Origin of the sequence: Streptomyces sp. NPDC101234, assembly GCF_044767525.1 — a bacterium.
Lineage (GTDB): Bacteria > Actinomycetota > Actinomycetes > Streptomycetales > Streptomycetaceae > Streptomyces > Streptomyces sasae.
Window position 1 is genome coordinate 572,510 of sequence record NZ_JBIWOA010000002.1, and the last position, 20,637, is coordinate 593,146.

Here is a 20,637-nt window from a genome sequence, read left to right on the forward strand (position 1 = left end):
CCACGTGCGCTCAATGGGATCGTGTCGCACCGGGTATGCCGCTGGGCCGCCTTTCTTAGCCACGAGATGAGCGTCGACTGCGGAATCTGAAGGTAGGAGGCCGTTTCCGTGGGCGTCAGCAGCCCGTCCGTGAACCTGTCGACCATGCCCCACCTCCTCCTGATGACGGATTTCGCATCGTCGCACAGCAAGCCTCCCACCTGCGGGTGAACCACACACCCTGCCAGGGCTTCAGACTGCGGCACGGAGATGGTTTCCGGATCGGCAGTCCCGGCAACGGCCGGGTTCCGGTGCGCGGAACGCTCGTTCGCAGCCGTCGCAGTTCTGGAGGGGGAGGACGGTTGGGCGGGCGGCCATGGGGAGTGGAGGCGGGACGGGCAATGGGGTCTCGCGCAGGCGGAAGGCGAGGATGGCGGCCGGGCGGGTCAGGAAGCAGGGGCGTTGGAGATCACAGTGAAGTCGGCCGTCAGCCGGGTGCGTACGTGGATCACGCCGGAGGTCGGAGCTCCGGCGTCGGCGCGCGAGGGCGCGTTAGACTGCGGGTCAGCCATCGGGAAGTCTGTCTTCCTGAGCGGTGAGGCCCTCGTTCGGGATTGCCGTCCCGGCCGGGGGCCGTATCTGTTTGCGGTTGTCGCGGTGAACGTAACGGCCCGGATCCCGCGCCTGCAAGCCGGTCACTCGGACGGGTGACGCGAGGCTGCGCGGCGGGGAGGGCGGGTGGGCGGGTAGTTCTCTTCCCCGGTTCTTTGAGGAGGCCAGCGGCCCGCCGGGCCCTCGCGGGCAAGGATCCGGCGGGCCGGGAAGCCGGGCCGTGACCGGTGCCCGGCGGGCTCAGACGCGGTGGCGCCGACCGGCCTTCAACTCGCCCATGAACGCCGCCCAGGAGCCCGCCTCGAAGATCAGTGCGGGACCGTCGGGGGCCTTGCTGTCACGGACGGGGACGGCGCCGGGGAACCCGTCGGCCACCCCCACGCAGTTGCCGCCCTCCTGATTGCTGTAGCTGCTCCTGCGCCAGGCGGCGCCGTTCAGATCGGGACGGGACCTTCGCTCCACGGTGACTGTCCTCCATCACGGATCGGATCATGTCGAGCGACCTGGGTCAGTCCCGCGGCCGTACGGATTGTCGCCAGTGATGCCAGGCTTGTTCGGCGACGACGAGGGCTACCGCGCACGTCGCGTCCGACGGTCGGTGTTTCCCAACAGCCTGGCCTGCTCACTCTTCAACTGCGTGAACCGGTCGCGGGTGTACTCCCGCAGCCCGCGTCCGGGGAACCCCACGACCGACAGATGCTCCGTGAAGTCGCCCTGCGCCCAGCGCGCGGCGGTTATCTCGTAACCGGAGACATGCGCGCAGAGCTGTAGCAGTGCCTCGGGCATCTCCTCCTCGATGAGCAGGTCCGCCCTGGTGACCACCACGTCCCGCATCGCCCGGATGTTGGGGATGAACACGCTCGTGGCCCAGGTGCGCCACCGGGCGAGTTCCTCCTCGCTCGGCGGTATGTCGTGGTCGAACGGGTCCCTGCCGTCCTCCCGGGCGTACCTCACCGAGAAGGTGTCGTAGACCCGGCTGTTGGACTCCATCAGCGCGAACAGAGGGCCGTAGAAGTTGTTCAACTGCGCGTTGACCCGGTCCAGTCGGGCTTGCCGTTGGGTGAGACGCAGGCCGTTGACGTACGTCGCCAAGTAGCCGACGAATGCGAGCCCGACTGTCAGGATCATGGTGAACATGGGAGGTGATGGTAGGGCGCCTCCCCGGCGCGGACTCCTTCTGCGTCACGCCCGGCCCACACCGTGGTGGAGGCCGTGCCACAGCGCGGACAGCAACGCCATCTGGGCCCGCCGCCAGGTCACCACCGCTCTGATTCAGAACCAGTGCAGGCAGTGCGGCGAGCGTTCGGCTCGGAACAGGTTGTCGGCGCGGGTGGCCGCGTCCGGGTGGTGGGCCGTGATGTGTCCGGCACGTACGAGCGTGCTCGGGGCGGTGCCGCCGAGGTAGACCGAGCCCAGGTCGCTGATGTCCAGGGAGAGGTCGGGGGCCCGGTCCGTCGGGACGCAGTCGGCCTTGCCGTCCCGGACGGTCAGCAGGTAGCGGTCGTGCTCGCCGAGGAACGGGTCGTCGACGTCGAGGACGAGCTCGCCGTCCGTGAACCAGCCGCGCGCGGTCAGCGCACGCGGGACGTCCAGCAGCCGTACCCAGAGCCAGTCCATGTCGCCGCTCACCTCGGCGGCGCGGTAGTCCGCGAGCTGCCAGCGCAGCGGGTGGTCGGGTGCGACGTGCTTGAACACGACCTGGGAGACCAGGTCGTGTTCAAGCAGGAACCGGGCCAGGGCCGTGTAGGCGGCGGCGTCGGTGGCGATGGTCTCGTCGACCGTCAGGGTTCCGGACTCGAGCGAGTAGCTGGCATACCCGTCCGGGACGCCGTCGGCGTCCCGGTGGACGGCGATGTAGCGCGGCGCCGGGGAGATCGGGGGCTGCCCCGCGCGCAGGGCCCACCAGCGGTGCGGCCGGGACAGCGCGCCGGGCTGTGCGCGGCGATAGCGGTCGTAGACCTCTTCCAGGATCTCCGCGCACTCGGCGCGCCGAAGTACCTCGACCGTGCCGGCCGCCGATGCGTCGGCGCCGGCCGTGCCGTGTGCCCGCGGGAGGGCGGGGGCGGCCCGGTGGCGGGGCACCGTCAGCCGTCGTGTGTAGGTCGCCGGTCCGTAGCCGAACCTGCGGTAGATCAGGGCTTCGGAGGCCAGCAGCACGGAGAGGATCTCCCCTCGGGCCCGCAGCTCAGTCAGCTGATGCCGCATCATCGCGCGGGCCACGCCCCGGCGCCGGTGCGAGGGCAGGACGCCGACGGCGGTCACCCCGGGGACGGGGACGGGGATCCCACCGGGCAGGGTGAGCTCGAAGGAGTACGCACCGGCGGTGCCGACGGGCCGTCCGTCCTCCGCCACGGCGAGCAGACCGCGGTCCATTTCGAACGCCGACCACCAGACCCCGCCGCCGTCCTCGGCCGGGGTCTCCGGGAAGAGTCCGAACGCTGCATGGAGCGTGTCGACGAAGACCTGACGGTCCTGGTCGGTCGTGGAACGTATCTCCATCGTCGGCGCTGCCTCCCTGCAGTCCCGCCACCACGAGGTGTGGTGCCCCGGCACAGTGCAGCGCCGACCCGTGACCGGGGTCAATCGAATTACGGCCGGTCCGGCTCCGGCTCCGGCACCGGGTCCGGCACCGGGTCCGGCTCCGGCACCGGGTCTGGCTCCGGCTCCGGCACCGGGTCCGGCTCCGGCTCCCGCTCCGGCTACGCCCTGCCGACCGCGTCCTGGTCGTCCGCCGTCGCGTTCAGCTCCGTCTCCGGGGCCTGAGCCGGAAGCGGGATCGTGCCACCGTCGGCCAGGAGGGGCTTCGTGTCCCATGACCGGCGGGTCAGGCGGCGGGCCACCGGTTCCGTGTAGCGGGCCGTGAGGGGGCCGAGGATGACGAGGATCAGGACGTAGGCCGTGGCCAGGGGGCCCAGGGAGGGTTCGATGCCGGCGGTGACGGCGAGGCCGGCGATGACGATGGAGAACTCGCCGCGCGCCACCAGCGTGCCGCCCGCCCGCCAGCGGCCCTTCGCCGAGATGCCGGCGCGTTTCGCGGCCCAGTACCCGGTCGCGATCTTCGTAAGCGCGGTGACGACCGCCAGCGCGAGCGCGGGCACCAGCACCGGCGGGATGCTCGCCGGGTCGGTGTGCAGGCCGAAGAAGACGAAGAACACGGCGGCGAACAGATCGCGGAGGGGCGCGAGGAGGTGGTGGGCGCCCTCCGCCACCTCGCCGGAGAGCGCGATGCCGACGAGGAACGCGCCCACCGCGGCGGAGACCTGGAGCTTCTGGGCGATGCCCGCGACGAGCAGGGTCAGGCCCAGGACCACCAGCAGCAGCTTCTCGGAGTCGTCGCTGGAGACGAACCGGGAGATGTGCCTGCCGTAGCGGACGGCGATCAGCAGGACCAGCCCGGCGACTCCGAGCGCGATCGCGAGGGTCAGGCTGCCCGCGGCCAGGCCGACGCCGGCCAGCAGCGCGGTGATGATCGGCAGGTAGACCGCCATGGAGAGGTCCTCCAGCACCAGGATGCTCAGGATCACCGGGGTCTCCCGGTTGCCGAGCCGTCCCAGGTCGCCGAGGACCTTGGCGATCACCCCGGAGGAGGAGATCCAGGTGACGCCGGCCAGCACCACGGCCGCCACCGGTCCCCAGCCCAGCAGCAACGCCATCGCGGCGCCGGGCAGCGCGTTGAGCGCGGCGTCGACCAGGCCCGCCCGGTACTGGGTCTTGAGGTTGGAGACGAGATCGCTGGCGGTGTACTCCAGGCCCAGCATGAGGAGCAGCAGGATGACACCGATCTCGGCGCCGATCGCCACGAACTCCTCGCTGGTGCCGAGGGGATAGAGCCCGCCCTCGCCGAACGCGAGCCCGGCCAGCAGATAGAGGGGTATCGGCGAGAACTGGAAGCGTCCGGCGAGCCGGCCGAGCAGGCCCAGGCCGAGGATGATCGCCCCGAACTCGATGAGGAACACGGAGGAGTCGTGCACGCGCTCACTCCCGCCCGAGTATCGCGGCGGCCGCGTCGACGCCCTCGCGGGTGCCGATGACGATGAGCGTGTCTCCGCCGGCCAGCCGGAAGTCGGGCGTGGGGGAGGGGACCGCCTCGGCGCGGCGCAGCACGGCCACGATGGAGACGCCCGTCTCGGTACGCATCCGCGTCTCACCGAGGAGCCGGCCGTTCCAGTACGACGTGGCGGTGAGCTCGATCCGCTCGGCCACCAGCCCCAGGTCAGTGGTGGAGAGCAGGTTCGGGCTGTGGTGCGTCGGCATCAGCGCGTCGATGAGCGCCGCGGTCTCTCCCGAGGACAGCCGTACCGACAGGGCGCAGGCGTCGGGGTCCTCCTGGCGGTAGGCGCTCAGGATCCGGGAGCCGTCCCGGTGCGCGACCACGGACAGCCTGCCCTGCTCCCGGGTGGTGAGGTCGTAGCGGACCCCGATTCCCGGCAATGGCGTCCTGCTCAGGCGTGGCGCACCCAAGGCTTCCTCCCGCGTCTCGTCTGCCTCGTCCGACTGATCCTTTGCGATTCCTTTAGAGACACTTTACCGGGCCGCGCCGACGGAGCTGAGAGCGGCTGTGGAGAACGACGCCGAGGAGGCCGGGCGCGGTGGGGAGGCCGGGCGCGGCCGGGGGATCGGTCGCAGTGAGGGGATCCGCCGTGGTGAGGAGATCGGGCGCCGTGGGGTGAGGGGATCGGTCGCAGTGAGGGGATCGGGCGCGGTGGAGAGATCGGGGGGTGGCAGAGGAGGGTCGTGATGTGGGGGCGGTTGCCGGGGGAGGGTGGTGGCGGCCGGCCTCCCCCGGCCCGTGCGGCCGGTCAGCGCAGGCGCAGGGCCTCGCGGATCGTGGTGAACAGGTCGGTCTGGTTGGTGACGCCGAGGACCCGGTACGCCAGCGGACCCTGCGCGGCGATACGGACCTGGGTGCCGGTGTGCTCCTGCGACTGCCCCGGGGTGTTGGTCGAGTAGTTGACCTTCAGCTGCTGACCCTCGTCGGTGACCAAGGTCGAGGACAGGCCGGGCGGGGTGGCCTCCAGCGGGACGATCTGGCTGGTGTGGCCGTGGTCGGCGGTGGTGACGACCAGGGTGTCGGGGTGCTTGGCCGCGTAGGCGCGGGCGACCTTGACGGCCTTGTCGAACGCGGCGGTCTCGCCGATCTGGCCGCACGGGTCGGCCGCGTGGTCCTGCTTGTCGATCGAGGCGCCCTCGATCTGCAGGAAGAAGCCCTGCTTGGAGTGCTTGGCCTGCTGCTTGGCCTCCAGGAGCTGGATCGCCTTGGTGGCGGAGTCCGCGAGGCTCGGGGTGGTGGAGGGGCGGTTCGGGTTGGAGGTGACACAGCGCTGCGGGTCGGTGCCGCCGACGGCCGCGGCCTTGCCGGTCCACTCCACCGGCACGTTGCCGGAGGCGAGCAGGCCGAGCACCGGCTTGCCGGCCTTCGCGGCCTTCAGGCCCGCACTGTCGGTGACGACCTGGTAGCCCAGCTTCTGCGCCTGCTGGGTGACGGTCAGGCCCTTGTACGTGCCGTCGGTGACCGTCTGGTCGAAACGCTGCTTGCCGCCGCCGATGAGGACGTCGACCTTGTGGTTGACGGACTGCTCGGCGATCGAGCCGGGGCCGCCGGCCGCGACGGTGTCCTTCGTGCACTTGGCCATGTCGGCCGGGCCCTGGCAGGAACGGTCGGTGACGTGCGAGGCGAGCACGGCCGGGGTGGCGTCGGTGAGCTCGGACGTCGTCACGCTGCCGGTGGCGTAGCCGTTCTTCTGCGCCAGCTCCAGGATCGTCTTCACGGCCTTGTCGGTGCCGGGCGTCTTGGAGATACGGCCGTTGACGGTCTTCACGCCGGTCGCCCAGCCGGTGCCGCTGGCGGCGGAGTCGGTGACGTAGTCCGGGGTGCCGTCGGCGTGCACCGCGTACGTGGTGTAGGCGCCGGTGAGCGGGAACTTGTCCATGTTCAGACGGCCGTCGGCGCCGACCGTGTAGTCGCGGGCGAGGGTGATCTCCGAGTCGCCCATGCCGTCGCCGATGAGCAGGATGACGTTCTTCGCCTTCCCGCCCTGGACCGCGTTCTTCGCCTGCTGGGCGCTGTCGAAGGCGCCGGCGGCGGTGGTGACCGTCACGGCGGCCGTGGTCGCGGCGACCAGTGCGGTGGCGACCGTGAGGTGACGGCGGGTGGGTCTGAACATGGATACGTCTCCTTGTGCGTCCGGTGTGCGGATGCGATGACCGACGCCGGTCAGATCACCAGGCTTACGCAAAGGCAAGGTAAATGATCAGTACCGTCGGAGTATCGGAAACGTAATGTGTGCGGGTGGGGGGTGTGAGGGGGAGGGGCTACGAGCCGCCGGTGACGCCCGCCGCCTCGGGCTCGGAAACGGGCTTGGGCTGGGGCTCGGGCTGGAGTCGAGCCGTGCGGCGGTCGCGCAGGGACGCGAACGTGCCGAGCAGCGCCATGCCGAGGCAGGCGAGCAGGACGACGGTGGACGACGCCTTCAGCATCGCCAGGCCCGACCCGGTGAGCAGCACGACCAGGGCCCAGCGCACCGCGGGCCCGGCGACCCGGCTGGAGATCAGGGAGCCGCCCAGGACACCGGGGATGGCGCCGATCAGGAGCGTCGCGGCCAGTCCCAGGTCGGCGTCGCCGACGAGCAGGTGGCCCAGGGCCGCGGCGGCCACCATGGGGATGGCCTGCACCAGGTCCGTACCGACCAGGTGGTTGGCCTTGAGACGCGGGTGGGCCAGCATCAGCATCACGATGATCAGGGAGCCCGAGCCGACCGAGGTCATCCCGACGATCACGCCACCCACCAGCCCGATGAGCAGCGTCGCCACGGGCCGCACGGGGACATGGGCGTCCTCGGTGCCGGTGCCGGTGCCGGCGCGGCGGCGGTCGAGCCAGAGGCGGGCGAGCATGCCGGCGACGGCCAGCATCAGCGCCGTACCGACGACGTACTTGACGCGTTGCTGCAGTTCGGCGCCGTCGCCGAGGGCGCGGAGCAGGAAGACCCCGCCGAAGGCGGCCGGGACGGCGGTGGGCAGCAGCCAGCGCACGATGTCCCAGCGGACGGTGTCCGCGCGCTGGTGCACCAGCGCGCCGAGGGGCTTCATGAACACGGACGCGGCCAGGTCGCTGCCGATGGCCGCCGTGGGGTTCACCCCGAACACCATGACCATGATCGGGGTCATGAGGGCGCCGCCGCCCATGCCGGTGAGTCCTACGGCGAAGCCGACCAGGGCTCCCGCGATGACGATCGGGCCGGTGGAATCCATGGCGGGCACCTTAACCACTATTCCTATGGGAAAAGTATGGAAAAGGGGGGTCCCGCTGCTGTTCCAGCGGTGCGACGGCCGGTATCAGCGGCTGAAACCGGGCTGAAGCCGTTCTGAACCGCCGCGGTCGCAAGCTCTGCGGCATGACGACGACAGACCACGAACCCGCCATCGCAGCCACCGGGTTGCGCAAGTCCTACGGCGACAAGACCGTCCTCGACGGCATCGACATCCGGGTGCCGGCCGGCACGATCTACTCGCTCCTCGGCCCGAACGGCGCCGGCAAGACCACCGCCGTGAAGATCCTCTCCACCCTGATCTCCGCGGACGGCGGCCAGGCCCGGGTCGCCGGGCACGACCTCACCGCCGAGGCCCAGGCGGTACGGGCCGGGATCGGGGTCACCGGACAGTTCTCCGCCGTGGACGGACTGATCACCGGCGAGGAGAACATGCTCCTGATGGCCGACCTGCACCACCTCCCCAGGAGCGAGGGACGGCAGGTCGCCGCCGAACTGCTGGAGCGGTTCGACCTCACCGAGGCCGCGAAGAAGCCCGCCTCCACCTACTCCGGCGGCATGAAGCGCCGCCTCGACATCGCGATGACCCTGGTCGGCAGCCCGCGGATCATCTTCCTCGACGAGCCCACCACCGGCCTCGACCCACGCGCCCGCCACACCATGTGGCAGATCATCCGCGAGCTCGTCACCGACGGCGTCACCGTCTTCCTCACCACCCAGTACCTGGAGGAGGCCGACGAACTCGCCGACCGGATCGCGGTGCTGAACGGCGGCAGGATCGTCGCCGAGGGCACCGCCGAGGAGCTCAAGCGGCTCGTCCCCGGCGGCCACGTCCGGCTGCGGTTCTCCGACCCGGCGTCGTACGAACGGGCCGCGACCGCGCTGCGCGAGGCGTCCCGGGACGACGAGTCCCTCACCCTGCAGATCCCCAGCGGCGGCAGCCAGCGCGAGCTGCGCGCCATCCTCGACTGGCTCGACGCCGCCGACATCGAGGCGGACGAGCTGTCCGTGCACACCCCGGACCTGGACGACGTGTTCTTCGCCCTGACCGGTACGTCCGACCCGGCCCCCGCCCCCGCCCCCTCCTCGGCCACCGCCACCGCCACCGACAAGGAGACCGCCCGATGAGCGCCCCCGCCACCGCCCTCCGCGACAACCTCACCATGCTGCGGCGCAGCCTCCTGCACGCCCGCCGCTACCCCTCCCTCACCCTCAACCTGCTGCTCACCCCGGTGATGCTGCTCCTGCTCTTCGTCTACGTCTTCGGCAACGTGATGAGCGCGGGCATGGCCGGCGGCCACGCGGACCGCTCCGAGTACATCGCCTACATCGTCCCCGGCATCCTCCTGATGACCGTGGGCATGACCTCGCTCGGCCTCGCCGTGTCCGTGGCCACCGACATGACCGAGGGCATCATCGCCCGGTTCCGCACCATGGCCATCTCCCGCGCCTCCGTGCTCACCGGCCATGTGATCGGCACCGTGATCCAGACCATGCTGGCCCTGACGCTGATCCTGGGCATCGGGGTGGCCATGGGCTTCCGGCCGAACGCCACACCGCTGGAGTGGCTCGCGGCGGCCGGCCTGATGGCCCTGGTCAGCCTCGCCCTGGCCTGGATCGCGGTCGGCATCGGCCTGGCCAGCCCGAACGCCGAGGGCGCCAGCAACCTCGGCATGCCGCTGACCATGCTGCCGCTGCTGTCCAGCGCGTTCGTGCCGGTGAACGCGATGCCGGGCGGGTTCCGCTGGTTCGCCGAGTACCAGCCCTTCTCGCCGGCCATCGAGACCCTGCGCGGTCTGCTGCTGGGCAGCGGGATCGGTACGAAGAACGCGGCGCTGGCGGTCGGCTGGTGCCTGGCGCTGAGCGTGCTGGGCTACCTCTGGTCCAAGGCGCAGTTCAACCGTGAGCCGCGCCAGTGACCTCGCGTCAACCCCGAGCCGCGGCGGTGAGTTCACGCAGAGCCGCGGCCCGCAGCTCCTCCTGCCCCAGGGTGGCGTACGCCGACATCGCCTCGGCGTAAGCCGCCCTGTCGGCGTTCTCGGCCGCCTGCCGGGACCGCGCCGAGGACACGGTGGGGAGGTCCCGCATCACCGGCATCCGCTCCGCCAGCGCCAGCAGCCGTACCGCCGCCGTGTCGCCCCGGGCCAGCCCGGTGAAGCCGAGCGCCAGCAACACCGAGCCGTACACCGGCTGTTCCGGCAGATCCCCGGCACCGGGGGCGCCCGACAGCATCCCGAGCAGCCGCTCCCGCAGCTGCTCGGCCAGCTGGGCCACCGGCTCCAGCCGGCCGTGCTGCGCGTGCGCGGCGAGCGCGGCCGCCTGTATCTGGAGCGACCACGAGTCCAGGAAGGGATCGCCGGCCTGGAGCAGGCTGTACTCCCGTATCCCGGTCGCCGCCTGCCGCCACAGGCCGAGGCCGACCTCGGTCAGCCCCCGGGCCAGGGCGATCTCAGCCCGGGCCTGCAGCAGTTCGGGGGTGAAGGCCTGGGCGGACTCCGGCTGCCGGTCCGGGGCCGCCAGACCCAGCCAGTACTCCGCCTCGTCGACGTCCCCGCGCTGCAGACAGGCGGACACCAGCCCGTAGCGGATGCCGATCGCGTCCGACCAGGCACCGATGTCCCCGAGCGCCTCCGCGGCCCGCAGATGGTCGTACGCCTCCGCGCCGCGCTCCGTCTTGAGACACAACTCGCTGATCCGCCCGTGCGCGAGCAGCGCCATGATCGGATTGCCGAGCGGTGCCACCGCCGCGAGCATCCGGCGCGCGTACTCCAGCGCCCGCTCCGTCTCGTACGACGCCTCCCACAGGTAGCTGGCGACGCCCGCGGCGATGCCCGCCAGCAGCGGCTCGTCGGCGTCGCACAGCTCCTGCAGCTCCGCGTACCGCGGCGGGTGGATGTCCGGGACGGCACCCAGCACGACGGCCAGGGCCCGCGGCACGGTGTCCGGCGGGGCGGCCGGCAGACGGCGCAGCGTGACCAGCTGGCGTACGGCGTGCGGGCCGTAGCCCATGAAGAGGCCGGCCGCGCACAGCGCCGCCGCGCTGCGGGCCGCCTCCACGTCCGCGGGGTGCTCCGGCCCCGGACGGAAGTGCGACAGCGGCCCGCCGGTCTCGGCGGCGAGGGCGACGAACCGGGTGTAGCTGTTGCCGATGGACCACAGCGAGGCCAGCACGGCGGTGACAGCGGCGACGGCCGGCCCGTCTGCACCGGCCAGGGCGTGCCGCAGCGCCAGCACGAGGTTGTCCTGCTCGACACGGACCCGCTCGAAGGAGGCCAGCGCGTCGGCGCCGTACATCGCGTCATGGTGCACCCGGCCGAAGTCCCGGGCCCAGGAGAGGAACCGGCCCGTCACCGCCTCCTCCTCACCCGCCTCCGCCCGCCGCGCGGCGCCGAACTCCCGCAGCGTCTCCAGCATGTGGAAACGCACCCCGGAAGGGCTCTCCCCCACCTTGATCAGGGACTGGGCGGCCAACTGCTCCAGCAGATCCAGCGCACCCCCGGTCCCGTCCTCGCCCCCGGGCCCGCTCTCGCTCCCACTCCCGCTCCCCCCGAGCACGTACTCCGCCGCGTCCGCGTCGAAGCCGCCGGGGAACACCGACAACGCGCGCAGCGCCGCCCGCCCCTCGGGTTCCAGCAGGTTCCAGCTCCACTCGACCACGGCCCGCAGCGTGCGATGCCGCTCGGGAGCGTCCCGGGCACCGCCGCGCAGCAGCGCGAAACGGTCCCGGAGCCGGTGCGCGATGTCCGCCACCGACAGCACCCGCACCCGGGCCGCGGCCAGCTCCACGGCCAGCGGCAGCCCGTCCAGGTGCCGGCAGATCTCGGCCACCTGTCCGGCCGGCAGGTCCACGCCGGGCCTGGCCGCCCGCGCCCGCTGCCCGAAGAGCTCGACGGAGGTCGCCAGGGACAGCTCCGGCAGCGCGTACACGGCCTCCGAGGTCAGCCCCAGCGGAGCCCGGCTGGTGGCCAGGACGCGCAGCTCCTTCGACCGCGACACCAGCGCCTGTACGAGAGCGGACGCGCCGGCGACCACATGCTCGCAGTTGTCGAGGACCAGCAGCGCAGAACCCGGGCCCAGAGCCGCGACGATCCCGCTCACCGCGTCCTTGCCGACCGGGAGCTGCCGGCCGTCCCCGCCGCCGACGGCCGAGGCCACCTCGTCGGTCACGTCCTCGTCGGCGATGACACCGGCCAGGGTCACGAAGTGCACCACGGGCTGCTCGGCCGCCCGGCTCACCGCGTGCGAGAGCCGGGTCTTGCCCAGGCCGCCCGGGCCCATGACGGTGACCACCCGGGCGCCGCGCAGCAGCCCGGCCACGGCGGCGATGTCGGCGTCCCGTCCCAGCAGCGGGTTGGGCTCGTGCGGCACACCGTGGCGGGCGGGCGGCACCTCCGCGCGCAGCAACTCCTGGTACACGGCCTTCAGCTGGGACCCGGGGTCGGTGCCCAGCTCGTCACGCAGCCGGCGGCGGTAGGCGTCGTACCGGTTCAGCGCCGCGGCCCGGCCCGCGGTGGCGGCCTCGCAGCGCAGCAGTTCGGCGAGCACCTCCTCGTCCCGCGGCAGCTCCCGGCCCAGTTCCGCCAGGGGCGCGGCGGCCTCCTCCCGGCGCCCGACCCGGGCGAGCGCGAGCGCCCGCGCACGGACCAGCGCACGGAACGCCCGGGCCCGGTCGGCGCGCAGCGCCACCACGGGGTCGTGCAGCTCCTCGCCCGTCCCGGCGCCCACGCTCCCGTCCCACAGCGCCAGCCCCGCCTCGGCCTGTGCCAGGGCGCCGTCGTGATCCCCCGCCCGCGCCCGCTCGGCGCTCGCCGCCTCGTGCAGCAGCAGTGCGGAACTGTCGACCTGTGTCTCGTCCAGGGCCAGCCGGTATCCCGTCGGCGTACTCACGATCAGCTCGGCGCCCAGCTGCGACCTGAGCCGCGAGACCAGGATCTGCACCGCCTTGCCGGGCCGCTCGGGCAGTTCCTCCGTCCACAGCCCCTCCACCAGCCTGCCCGTACTGCAGCCGGCGTGCAGATCCTCCGCGAGCAGGGCAAGCAGCCCGCGCAACCGGGGCGCGGTGATCTCCCGTCCACGGCAGGCGACTCGGGGCAGCAGCGTCAACTCGGTGGTCACGCGTGCAGATTAGTGGGGGTGCCGTCCCTGGGCGAAGGCACTTTCGAAGGCACTCTCGAAGGTCACGAAGGCGGCCTCCTGGCGCCACTGGACGGCGGCCTTCGGGCTCGTCGCGATCAGCCGGCGGCACTCCGCGCCCGGCGGGTGCCCGGCGCCCGGGAGCTGTCCGGCGCAGACGGCCACGGACCGGTAGCCCTCGCGGGTCGGGTTGCCCCGCCACAGACTCCGGCCGGGCAGGAAGGCGTACTGCAGGGAGGCGCGGGCCAGGTCCTTCAGCTCCGGGTACGACAGCCCGTAGGTCTCGGCGGCGTACTGGTACTCGTGGCTGATGCCGGTGCGGGACACCCCCGGGTCGTCGGTGGCGAGGACGACGGGCACGCCGAAGGCACGGTAGGTGTCGAAGGGGTGCTCGGCGCCGCGGACGCCGAGGATCTGGGCGTTGCTGGTGAAGGGGACCTCGACGGCGATCTGCCGGTCGGCCATCGTGGTGGCCGTCCGCGGCCAGTCGTCCTCGTGGACGAGGTCGACACCATGGCCGATGCGTTCGGCGCCGGCCACGTCCACCGCCTCCCCGGTATGGAACCTCAGGTCCTCGGGCTTGACCAGCCCCGGCCGCAACTCGCCAGCGTGCAGGGTGATATGGGCGCGCGGGTAGACCGTGCGCAGGTACCGCACCATCCGCATCTGCAGGCTGTAGTTCTCGAGCGCGCTCTCCCCGTCCTCGGGCTGGACGAGGTTGACGGCGACGAACCGCGGGTCACGCTCGGCGAGCCGCATGCCCAGGGCCAGTTCGGTGAAGACGCGTTGGGGGGATTCGCCGCGGAAGGCCTGGTAGATCCGGCGCACGGTCAGCCGGCAGCCGGGCCGGGGACGGCCGGTGTCACAGCGGGCGGCGCTCCGGAACCCGGCGTCGACGCCGTCCGTCTCCTGGCGCGCGTCGGCCACCAGCCGGTCCAGCCTGCCGCCGGCGACGAGCTCGGCGTGGAGCGCTGCCAGATCGGGGTTCCAGCCGACCTCGTCCCCCAGTCGCTCGGCGCCGTCCGAGGCCGGGTTGACCATGGTCTCCAGATAGAACTGGTGCTGTGCGGCGACCGAGTCGGCGACCTCGGCGAGCACCCTGCCCTGGTTCAGTGCGGGGACCAGACCGAACTTGTCGAACGTGGCGAAGAAATGGTCATGTCCGCTCTGGTCCGGCGGGAAGCCGTACATCGACCAGGCGCGGAGGATCGCCTCGCGGAAGCCGAGGTCGGTACGGGCGTCGGCGGCCGGACGGGTACCGGGACCGCAGGGCGGTACGACGGCAGTCAGCGTCGCCGTGTCGACACACAGCCCGTCCTCGCCGGCGAGCTCGATCAGATACTCGGTCCTGACCGCGCCGAAGAGATGGTTGTGCAGGTCACCGCCCTTGGGCAGCCGCAGGAAGAAGCGGCGCAGCGACCGGGGATCGCTCCGGACCGAGTCCAGGTATGCGGCCGTGCGCGCTTCGGCGGCGGTCAACGGCCCGGGCGGCGGGGCGCCTTCGGAGTGCGCGGGGGCGGCAACGGCCGGTGCGGCGACGGCCGGTGCGGCGACGGCCGGTGCGGCCGGCAGGAATGTCAGGGACGTCAGGGGTGCCAGGAGACAGAACAGGGACAGAGCGGCCGGCCCGCGGGCGACCGGTCTGCGGTGCGCGGGTCCGGCGGTGGGTGCCGTGCGGTGCGCGGGTTTCCCGTTGCGAGTGCCGTCGTGGATCGTCACCCACCGATGATCATCAAGGCGGCTCGGCCACGCCGGGACAGCCACGCGGCACGCACGCCCGCGCCACCCGAGCGGGCGCAGCGGCGGCCGACGCCCGCGGGGGAGCGACCGTCACGCCCCCTGTGCAGGTCAGGCGCGCGGCGTCGGCGGACGCTCCGCCGTGACGACGTAGTAGTCCAGCAGGCCGTCGCGGTAGGCCGGCAGGAAGTTGCGCGGCCACTGCACGGGCAGGTCGATGCCGGAGAGGAAACGGTCCAGGCCCGGCCAGACCTGGTCGCCGACCGATTCGGCTCGTACGTCCGCCAGCCCGGCGGAGTCCAGGGCGCCCAGCAGGGTCACGAGCGGGTGGGCGACGTCCAGGCCGGACGCGAAGCTCTCCAGCCGCGCGGCCAGTTCCCCGCCCGCGTCCTCCGCGCCGGCCGGCAGGAAGAAGCTGGAGACGGCCAGCCGCCCGCCAGGGCGCAGCACCCGTGCGGCCTCGCGGGCGAACGCGGCCAGGTCGCGGAAGTGCTGGGCGGCCTCCACCGAGTACAGCCGGTCGAACCGGCCGCCCTCGAACGGCATCCGCTCCGCCGCCCCGTGCGCGAAGTCCAGCCGCCGCGGTGCGCGGGCGAGCAGGCCGGCGTTGGCCCGGCGGGCCCGCTCCAGCTGCTCGGGATGGACGTCCAGGCCGGTCACGGAGGCGAAACCGAACTCCTCCAGCGCGAGGGCGGCACCGAGCCCCAGCCCGCAGCCGGCCTCGACGGCGCGGGCGCCCGCACCGTCGAGAGTGCCCAGCACACGGCGGTAGAGATTGCGCTGGCTCCGCACCCGGTCCTCGACGGTCAAGGGGCGGTCGAGCGGGATCCCGTCCCAGTGCCCGAAGTTGATGAACCCGCCCGCGAACGCCGGTGCGGAGCTGAGGTCCTGGGGGCCGTAGACGTCACGTACGGCGGGCGGGACGTCGTCGCGGATGCGGTCCACTCGATCTCCTTGTCCACGGGGTGTCTGCCGGTCCTCATACCCGGATGCGGGCGGGTGCCGTCACACCGGCAGGAGTGAGGTCCTTGCCCTCCCGGTTGATCTACAGTGCTGTAGAAGTTTCCGCCGGTGCGAGAAGGAGCCAGGGCGCCACGATGCCGGAGCAGTACGACCAGACGAGCACCGTCGAGTTCCGGCCCCCGGGGCCGCCCCGGGCTCCGGCCCCGGACCTGGCCCGCTGGTGCCGAGACGTCACGGAGGCGCGCTGGTTCGCCCTGACCGTCTTCGCCGTGATCCTCCTGAACGCCGCGCTGCTGGGCGTGGAGACCTACTCCGGCGTCGTCGCGGAGTGGCACGGCTGGTTACGGCTGGCCGAGCACGCCTGTCTGGCCGCGTTCACCGCCGAGATCCTGCTGCGCCTGGGCGCCCACGCCGAGCGCCCGCGCGACTTCTTCAAGGACCCCTGGAACCTGTTCGACCTCGCCGTGGTCCTCTGTGCGTTCCTGCCGGTCGTCCGCGAGAACACCACCGTGCTGCGACTGCTGCGCCTGGCCAGGGTCCTGCGGACGGCGCGCTTCCTGCCGCAACTGCGGATCGTGCTGGTCGCGGTCGCCCGCAGCCTGCCCGGCACACTGAGCTTCCTGCTGGTCGGCGCGCTGCTGCTGTACGTGTACGCGATGGTGGGCTGGGTCTTCTTCGGCCACCACGACCCCGGGCACTACGGCTCCATCGGCCGCGCCGTCCTCACCCTGTTCCTCCTGATGACCCTGGACGGCATCGGCGACGCGGTCCACACGGGCCTGGAGCTCTCCCGCTGGAGCCTCGTCTACTACGCCTCGTACGTCCTGATCGCCTCCTTCGTTCTGGTCAACGTCCTGATAGGCGTGGTCATCACATCCCTCGACGAGGCACGGGAGATGGAGAAGGCGGCGGAGACGGGAGCGCAGCTCGGAGCGGGTGTGGAGTCGGGTGCGGGTGCGGGTGCGGGTGCGGGTGCGGAGTCGGGCGCGGGTGCGGGTGCGGGCGAAGTGCCCCGCCCGGCCGTCGGACCGCCCGACGACCACCCGCTCCTCCTCGCCCGCATCACCGCCGCCCGCCAGGCCCTCGACGCCCTCGAACGCGATCTGATCCGGTCGACGCCGACCCCGACGCGCCTGGCCGCCCGGACGGCGGACGCACCGGCCGCGCCCGCCGGGGAGGCCCGGTAGCCCGGCGGCCGCCGCCGGTGGACGCTACCTGCGCGTACCGCACCCCGGGCAGAAGGCCGCCCCGTCCGGCACGGCGGCGGAACAGGAGGAACACCGGTCGGACTGGGCCAGTTGGTAGCCGCAGCCGGGGCAGAAGGCGGCGCCGTGGGTCTCGGTACGGCAGTGCGGGCAGACCAGTTGCCGGGGCGTGTTGGGGTCGTACCCCTGCCCGGCCTGCTGCCCCGCGGCGTAAGCCCGTTGCGAGGCCATGTCGTTGAGGCCGCGTTGCTGGGCCGCCATCGCCTCCGCCGCCGTGTCGGGCGCGCAGCGCAGGCACAGGCCCTGGGCGGCGTTCCAGCAGCGGCCGCACACGTAGTCCGTGCAGCGGGCGCAGCGGTTGAAGTGCCCCTGGGCGTTGCCGATCGCCCGCTCGAACGCCTGGTCGCGGGCGCGTCCGTAGCCGGCCCCCGCCAGCCCCTCGGCCGCCGACGTCAGCCCGGTACCGGTACGGCCGAGCAGCCCCCAGGCCACGTCGACCCCCTTCCGCAGCCAGGTGGCGGCCCGCTCCCCGGCGTACGGCTCGAACGGCGAGCGCCAGGTGTCGTAGCAGCGCGAGCAGGAGAACTCGAACTGGAAGCCCGCACCGGTCCCGTCACGCACGCACTGGTCCCGGTAGTTGTTGCTGAAGTAGATCTCGCCGCTCATGTGGTCCCCCCACAGTTCAGGCCGTCGGCACACAAGCCGTACGACGCTGGGGAAACGGTACTGGTTCTGGCCAAGGCCGCCATATTCAGGCCATGCCCGCACGACGGCAACTCCCGCTGTGGGCGGATGACCTGGCAACCCCGTCCGATTCGGTGCCCCGCGGCTACGGTCGAGGCGTCTCGGCGTGGGCGAAGACACGGGCCGTGGCCCGCGGCGTGAGGGTGTGCAGGGAGCCTCGCCGGCCCAACTCGCGAGGCAGCCGCCGCCGAACGACGCCAGGGCGCCCAACCCGGCCAGCGCGAGCCACAGTTCGGCGGGCCGCCAGAAGCGCGCCAGGTCGCCGGTGGCCAGCACGTCGTCGGTGAGGTAAGAGACGATGCCGATGGCCGCGGTATCACACCCGGCGGAGACGACGAGCAGGAGAACAGACGCCGTCACGGCGGAACGGTTCGTCCGCGCCAGCGGCCAGAAGGCGCGGAATGCCGCGGCGGGCGACATCCGCGCGTGCCGGACCTGCCCGGCCGCAGGCGTGTCCCCTGGCGTGTGCATGTACTGCCGGCGCTCCGTTTCCCTCACCCCTCCGAGCCGGAAAGGTCCGGCGTGCGTCCACGCACCTGGGGTGCGATGGACGCACGCCGGCGTCGACCTGTGGGCCTGTGCGACTACTTCTCGTGCTTCTTGGCACCGTGCTTGTGGTGGTGCTTGTGGTGGCCGTGCTTGTGGTGCTTCTTGTCGTGCTCCTTGACCTTCTTCTTAGCCTTCTTGCCCAGCATGATCTTGCTGAATGACATGGAAGTCGACCTTTCTCGATGTGGTCGGGGGAGGGATTTCCTCGCCCCCATTTCCATTTGTTGTGGAAACTCTTGGCCCGCTTTTGACCGGGGCGGTCCGGTCAGGCGGAGGGGCTGGCGGTGGCCGAGGGCGAACCGGAGCCGTGCTTCGGCAGGGCCGCCCGGCACGCCTTGAGCGCCTCGGCGGTCTTGGGGTCGGCGGTGTCGAGCCCGTGCAGGCCGCCGTGACCGGCACCCGGGGAGGCGGAGGGAACGGTCACACCGTGTTGCTGCAGACAAGCGGCGAGGGCCTTCTTCGCCGCGCCGTCGAGACCCTTCCGGCCGTCATGGCCGCCCTTGGGACGCAGACCCGCACACGCCTTCTGTGCCTGTTCACGGGCGGGATCACCCGAAGGGGAGGCACTGTCGGAGGAGGCGCTGTCGGGGGCGGCGCCGGTACTCGCGCCGGCGTGCGGTTTCGCCGTGAAGCCGTGCTGGGACAGACACTGGCGGTACGCGGCCTGCTGCTGCATCCGCGTCGACGGGGAGGTGGAAGCGGTGGCCCCGGACGGGGAGCTTGCCGCGCTCGACATCGATCCGCAGGCGGTGAGCAGCAGTACGCCGGCGGCGAGGGCGGCGGCTGAGGCGGCGGCCCGGAGCGCCGTCCGCGGAGCGAACGGCCGGGCGGTGAGCGGGTTCATGGACTGGTTCCCCTCGATGCGGTGAGTGCGACCGGCGGCACGGCTTTTCACGGCAATGGATACGAGGGGCACCGGACCGCGACTCGGCCCATCAGGTGGGGGTTCCCTGGGTGTTGGCTGCGAGTTCCCTGAAAGGCGCGACGCCGAAATGACGGCCGGATCGGCGGAATTGACAGGTTTTACGGCTTTGAATCGGGACGCCGAAGCCGGTGGTGCCGAAGAGGCTCCCAGGAAACTCTCAGCTTTCGCCCCCCGGTTTCGCCCCCGGTTTCGTTCCCCGTTTCGCTCCCTGAGTGAATCCCGGCCTATACACGTACCGACTCGTATCGATCCGTATCGATCCGCAGGGATGGACAGGGAGAACCGGCCATGGCTCAACAGCCCGGCGCTGAACTCGTGAACACCGCGGACGTCATGACCGCCACGGACATGCCCGAGGCCAGCCTGCTGGTCGTCGACGACGAGCCCAACATCCGGGAGCTGCTCTCGGCGTCCCTGCGCTTCGCCGGGTTCACGGTCGTCTCGGCCGCCACCGGTGCCGAGGCGATGGCCGCGGTCGCCCGGGAACGTCCCGACCTGGTCGTGCTCGACATCATGCTGCCCGACATGGACGGCTTCACGGTGGTGCGACGGATGCGTGAGGAGTCCGGTCTCCAGGGCGGTTCCGGCGCAGCGGAGCGCGATCGGCTCCCCGTGCTCTTCCTCACCGCCAGGGACAGGGTGGAGGACAAGGTCAGCGGCCTCACCGCGGGCGGCGACGACTACGTCACCAAGCCGTTCAGCCTGGAGGAGCTGATCGCCAGGATCCGCGCCATCCTGCGCCGCACCGGTCCGCTGGCGGCCGACGCGAGCCTGGCGGTGGCCGACCTGGTACTCGACCCGGTGGGCCACGAAGTGTTACGGGGCGGCCGACGGGTCTCCTTGTCCCCCACGGAGTTCAAGCTCCTCGAATACCTGATGACCAACGTCGGCAGGGTCGTGTCCAAGCCGGAGATCCTCCGCCACGTCTGGAACTACGACTTCGGCGGCGATCTCAGCATCGTCGAGTCCTACATCTCCTACCTGCGCCGCAAGCTGGACTCCGAAGCCGAGGGCACGCCCAAGCTCATCCACACCGTGCGCGGCATCGGCTACGTGCTGCGCCACCCCCAGGGCTGATCCCCGGTGCCCGCGAGCGCCACCGGCCCGGCCCGCCGACCGGCCGTACCGCGCCCCTCCGTCCTGTCACTGCGCTCCCGGCTGGTACTGCTGGCGGTGGCCCTGGTCGTCCTCGGCCTGACCGCCAGCGACATGGTCGTACTGGGCTCGGTGCAGCGGCAGTTGGTGCAGCGGGTCGACCACAAGCTCCGGCAGTACGGGAAGACGGTGACCCACAGGCTGGCCGCCGCCGACGACCCCACCGCCACCGGCCGCCCGGGCGGGCTCATGCGGAGCCAGTACGTGGTCGCTCTCCCCGCTGCCGACGGGTCGGTCTCCGAGCAGTTCGGGGCGGCCGTGGCCGAGAACGCTCCGCTGCCGCGATGGCCGGTCCTGGACGCCGCCCGACTGCAAGCGCGCACCGGTACGACGTTCACCGTGCCCGCAGACCGAGGCGAGGGCAGGTGGC

General features: G+C 72.0%; 17 protein-coding genes. 4 read left to right on the forward strand and 13 right to left on the reverse strand.

The window, feature by feature from the left end:
* Nucleotides 1–831: 831 nt before the first annotated feature.
* The 7 genes from ACIRR9_RS05915 to ACIRR9_RS05945 all read right to left on the reverse strand — a co-directional run bounded on the left by ACIRR9_RS05915 (nt 832) and on the right by ACIRR9_RS05945 (nt 7,839).
* Nucleotides 832–1,053, reverse strand: a complete 222-nt coding sequence (locus ACIRR9_RS05915; RefSeq protein ID WP_403747982.1) for a DUF397 domain-containing protein — start codon at nt 1,051–1,053, stop codon at nt 832–834.
* A 108-nt stretch (nt 1,054–1,161) separates the two neighbouring features.
* The gene (locus ACIRR9_RS05920) at nt 1,162–1,728 is read right to left on the reverse strand and encodes a hypothetical protein (RefSeq protein WP_403747984.1); all 567 of its coding nucleotides are present in this window, start codon (nt 1,726–1,728) and stop codon (nt 1,162–1,164) included.
* Nucleotides 1,729–1,863: 135 nt separating this feature from the next.
* A complete protein-coding gene (locus ACIRR9_RS05925; protein WP_403747985.1) occupies nt 1,864–3,090 on the reverse strand; it encodes a GNAT family N-acetyltransferase in 1,227 nt (408 codons plus the stop codon).
* Between the two features lie 200 nt (nt 3,091–3,290).
* A complete protein-coding gene (locus ACIRR9_RS05930) occupies nt 3,291–4,562 on the reverse strand; it encodes a cation:proton antiporter (protein ID WP_403747986.1) in 1,272 nt (423 codons plus the stop codon).
* Between the two features lie 4 nt (nt 4,563–4,566).
* A complete protein-coding gene (locus ACIRR9_RS05935) occupies nt 4,567–5,022 on the reverse strand; it encodes a cation:proton antiporter regulatory subunit (RefSeq protein ID WP_403252885.1) in 456 nt (151 codons plus the stop codon).
* Nucleotides 5,023–5,390: 368 nt separating this feature from the next.
* Entirely contained in the window at nt 5,391–6,755 is a 1,365-nt protein-coding gene (locus tag ACIRR9_RS05940) for an alkaline phosphatase (RefSeq protein ID WP_403747988.1), read from the reverse strand.
* A gap of 148 nt (nt 6,756–6,903) precedes the next feature.
* On the reverse strand, nt 6,904–7,839 hold the full coding sequence (locus tag ACIRR9_RS05945; protein ID WP_403747990.1) for a sulfite exporter TauE/SafE family protein: 936 nt from the start codon (nt 7,837–7,839) through the stop codon (nt 6,904–6,906).
* A 143-nt stretch (nt 7,840–7,982) separates the two neighbouring features.
* Between ACIRR9_RS05945 and ACIRR9_RS05950 the strand changes: the two genes are divergently transcribed.
* Together ACIRR9_RS05950 and ACIRR9_RS05955 are read left to right on the forward strand one after the other, a co-directional pair.
* A complete protein-coding gene (locus tag ACIRR9_RS05950; RefSeq protein WP_403747992.1) occupies nt 7,983–8,984 on the forward strand; it encodes an ATP-binding cassette domain-containing protein in 1,002 nt (333 codons plus the stop codon).
* On the forward strand, nt 8,981–9,775 hold the full coding sequence (locus ACIRR9_RS05955; RefSeq protein ID WP_403747994.1) for an ABC transporter permease: 795 nt from the start codon (nt 8,981–8,983) through the stop codon (nt 9,773–9,775). Before ACIRR9_RS05950 ends, ACIRR9_RS05955 begins: the two co-directional genes overlap by 4 nt.
* Before the next feature lie 7 nt (nt 9,776–9,782).
* On the opposite strand, the gene ACIRR9_RS05960 is transcribed toward ACIRR9_RS05955, so the two are convergent.
* From ACIRR9_RS05960 to ACIRR9_RS05970, 3 genes are all read right to left on the reverse strand, one after another.
* On the reverse strand, nt 9,783–12,971 hold the full coding sequence (locus tag ACIRR9_RS05960) for an ATP-binding protein (RefSeq protein WP_403747997.1): 3,189 nt from the start codon (nt 12,969–12,971) through the stop codon (nt 9,783–9,785).
* Between the two features lie 9 nt (nt 12,972–12,980).
* Nucleotides 12,981–14,588: an adenosine deaminase gene (locus ACIRR9_RS05965; RefSeq protein WP_403748186.1), complete on the reverse strand. Its 1,608-nt coding sequence runs from the start codon at nt 14,586–14,588 to the stop codon at nt 12,981–12,983.
* A 249-nt stretch (nt 14,589–14,837) separates the two neighbouring features.
* Nucleotides 14,838–15,671: a class I SAM-dependent methyltransferase gene (locus ACIRR9_RS05970; protein WP_403747999.1), complete on the reverse strand. Its 834-nt coding sequence runs from the start codon at nt 15,669–15,671 to the stop codon at nt 14,838–14,840.
* A gap of 152 nt (nt 15,672–15,823) precedes the next feature.
* Here ACIRR9_RS05970 and ACIRR9_RS05975 point away from each other — a divergent pair, with 152 nt between their 5' ends.
* Nucleotides 15,824–16,876, forward strand: coding sequence for an ion transporter (locus tag ACIRR9_RS05975; RefSeq protein WP_403748002.1), 1,053 nt, complete (start codon nt 15,824–15,826; stop codon nt 16,874–16,876).
* 24 nt (nt 16,877–16,900) lie between these two features.
* Here the strand turns inward: ACIRR9_RS05975 and ACIRR9_RS05980 are convergent, their stop codons facing one another.
* The 3 genes from ACIRR9_RS05980 to ACIRR9_RS05990 form a co-directional block, all read right to left on the reverse strand.
* Nucleotides 16,901–17,560 (reverse strand): zinc ribbon domain-containing protein, encoded by a 660-nt coding sequence (locus ACIRR9_RS05980; RefSeq protein ID WP_365341779.1) that lies wholly within the window; start codon nt 17,558–17,560, stop codon nt 16,901–16,903.
* Between the two features lie 662 nt (nt 17,561–18,222).
* A complete protein-coding gene (locus ACIRR9_RS05985; RefSeq protein WP_403748004.1) occupies nt 18,223–18,351 on the reverse strand; it encodes a hypothetical protein in 129 nt (42 codons plus the stop codon).
* A 101-nt stretch (nt 18,352–18,452) separates the two neighbouring features.
* On the reverse strand, nt 18,453–19,031 hold the full coding sequence (locus ACIRR9_RS05990) for a hypothetical protein (protein WP_403748007.1): 579 nt from the start codon (nt 19,029–19,031) through the stop codon (nt 18,453–18,455).
* A gap of 414 nt (nt 19,032–19,445) precedes the next feature.
* Between ACIRR9_RS05990 and ACIRR9_RS05995 the strand changes: the two genes are divergently transcribed.
* Complete coding sequence (locus tag ACIRR9_RS05995) at nt 19,446–20,189, forward strand: response regulator transcription factor (RefSeq protein WP_403748188.1); 744 nt, start codon at nt 19,446–19,448, stop codon at nt 20,187–20,189.
* The last annotated feature ends 448 nt before the right edge of the window (nt 20,190–20,637 follow it).

What these genes read in the sequence shown, in the direction of transcription:
- ACIRR9_RS05920 (WP_403747984.1), bottom strand. Translation starts at nt 1,728, where the DNA reads ATGTTCACCATGATCCTGACAGTCGGGCTCGCATTCGTCGGCTACTTG.
- ACIRR9_RS05925 (WP_403747985.1), bottom strand. Translation starts at nt 3,090, where the DNA reads ATGGAGATACGTTCCACGACCGACCAGGACCGTCAGGTCTTCGTCGAC.
- ACIRR9_RS05940 (WP_403747988.1), bottom strand. Translation starts at nt 6,755, where the DNA reads ATGTTCAGACCCACCCGCCGTCACCTCACGGTCGCCACCGCACTGGTC.
- ACIRR9_RS05945 (WP_403747990.1), bottom strand. Translation starts at nt 7,839, where the DNA reads ATGGATTCCACCGGCCCGATCGTCATCGCGGGAGCCCTGGTCGGCTTC.
- ACIRR9_RS05950 (WP_403747992.1), top strand. Translation starts at nt 7,983, where the DNA reads ATGACGACGACAGACCACGAACCCGCCATCGCAGCCACCGGGTTGCGC.
- ACIRR9_RS05955 (WP_403747994.1), top strand. Translation starts at nt 8,981, where the DNA reads ATGAGCGCCCCCGCCACCGCCCTCCGCGACAACCTCACCATGCTGCGG.
- ACIRR9_RS05975 (WP_403748002.1), top strand. Translation starts at nt 15,824, where the DNA reads ATGCCGGAGCAGTACGACCAGACGAGCACCGTCGAGTTCCGGCCCCCG.
- ACIRR9_RS05980 (WP_365341779.1), bottom strand. Translation starts at nt 17,560, where the DNA reads ATGAGCGGCGAGATCTACTTCAGCAACAACTACCGGGACCAGTGCGTG.
- ACIRR9_RS05985 (WP_403748004.1), bottom strand. Translation starts at nt 18,351, where the DNA reads ATGTCATTCAGCAAGATCATGCTGGGCAAGAAGGCTAAGAAGAAGGTC.
- ACIRR9_RS05990 (WP_403748007.1), bottom strand. Translation starts at nt 19,031, where the DNA reads ATGAACCCGCTCACCGCCCGGCCGTTCGCTCCGCGGACGGCGCTCCGG.
- ACIRR9_RS05995 (WP_403748188.1), top strand. Translation starts at nt 19,446, where the DNA reads ATGACCGCCACGGACATGCCCGAGGCCAGCCTGCTGGTCGTCGACGAC.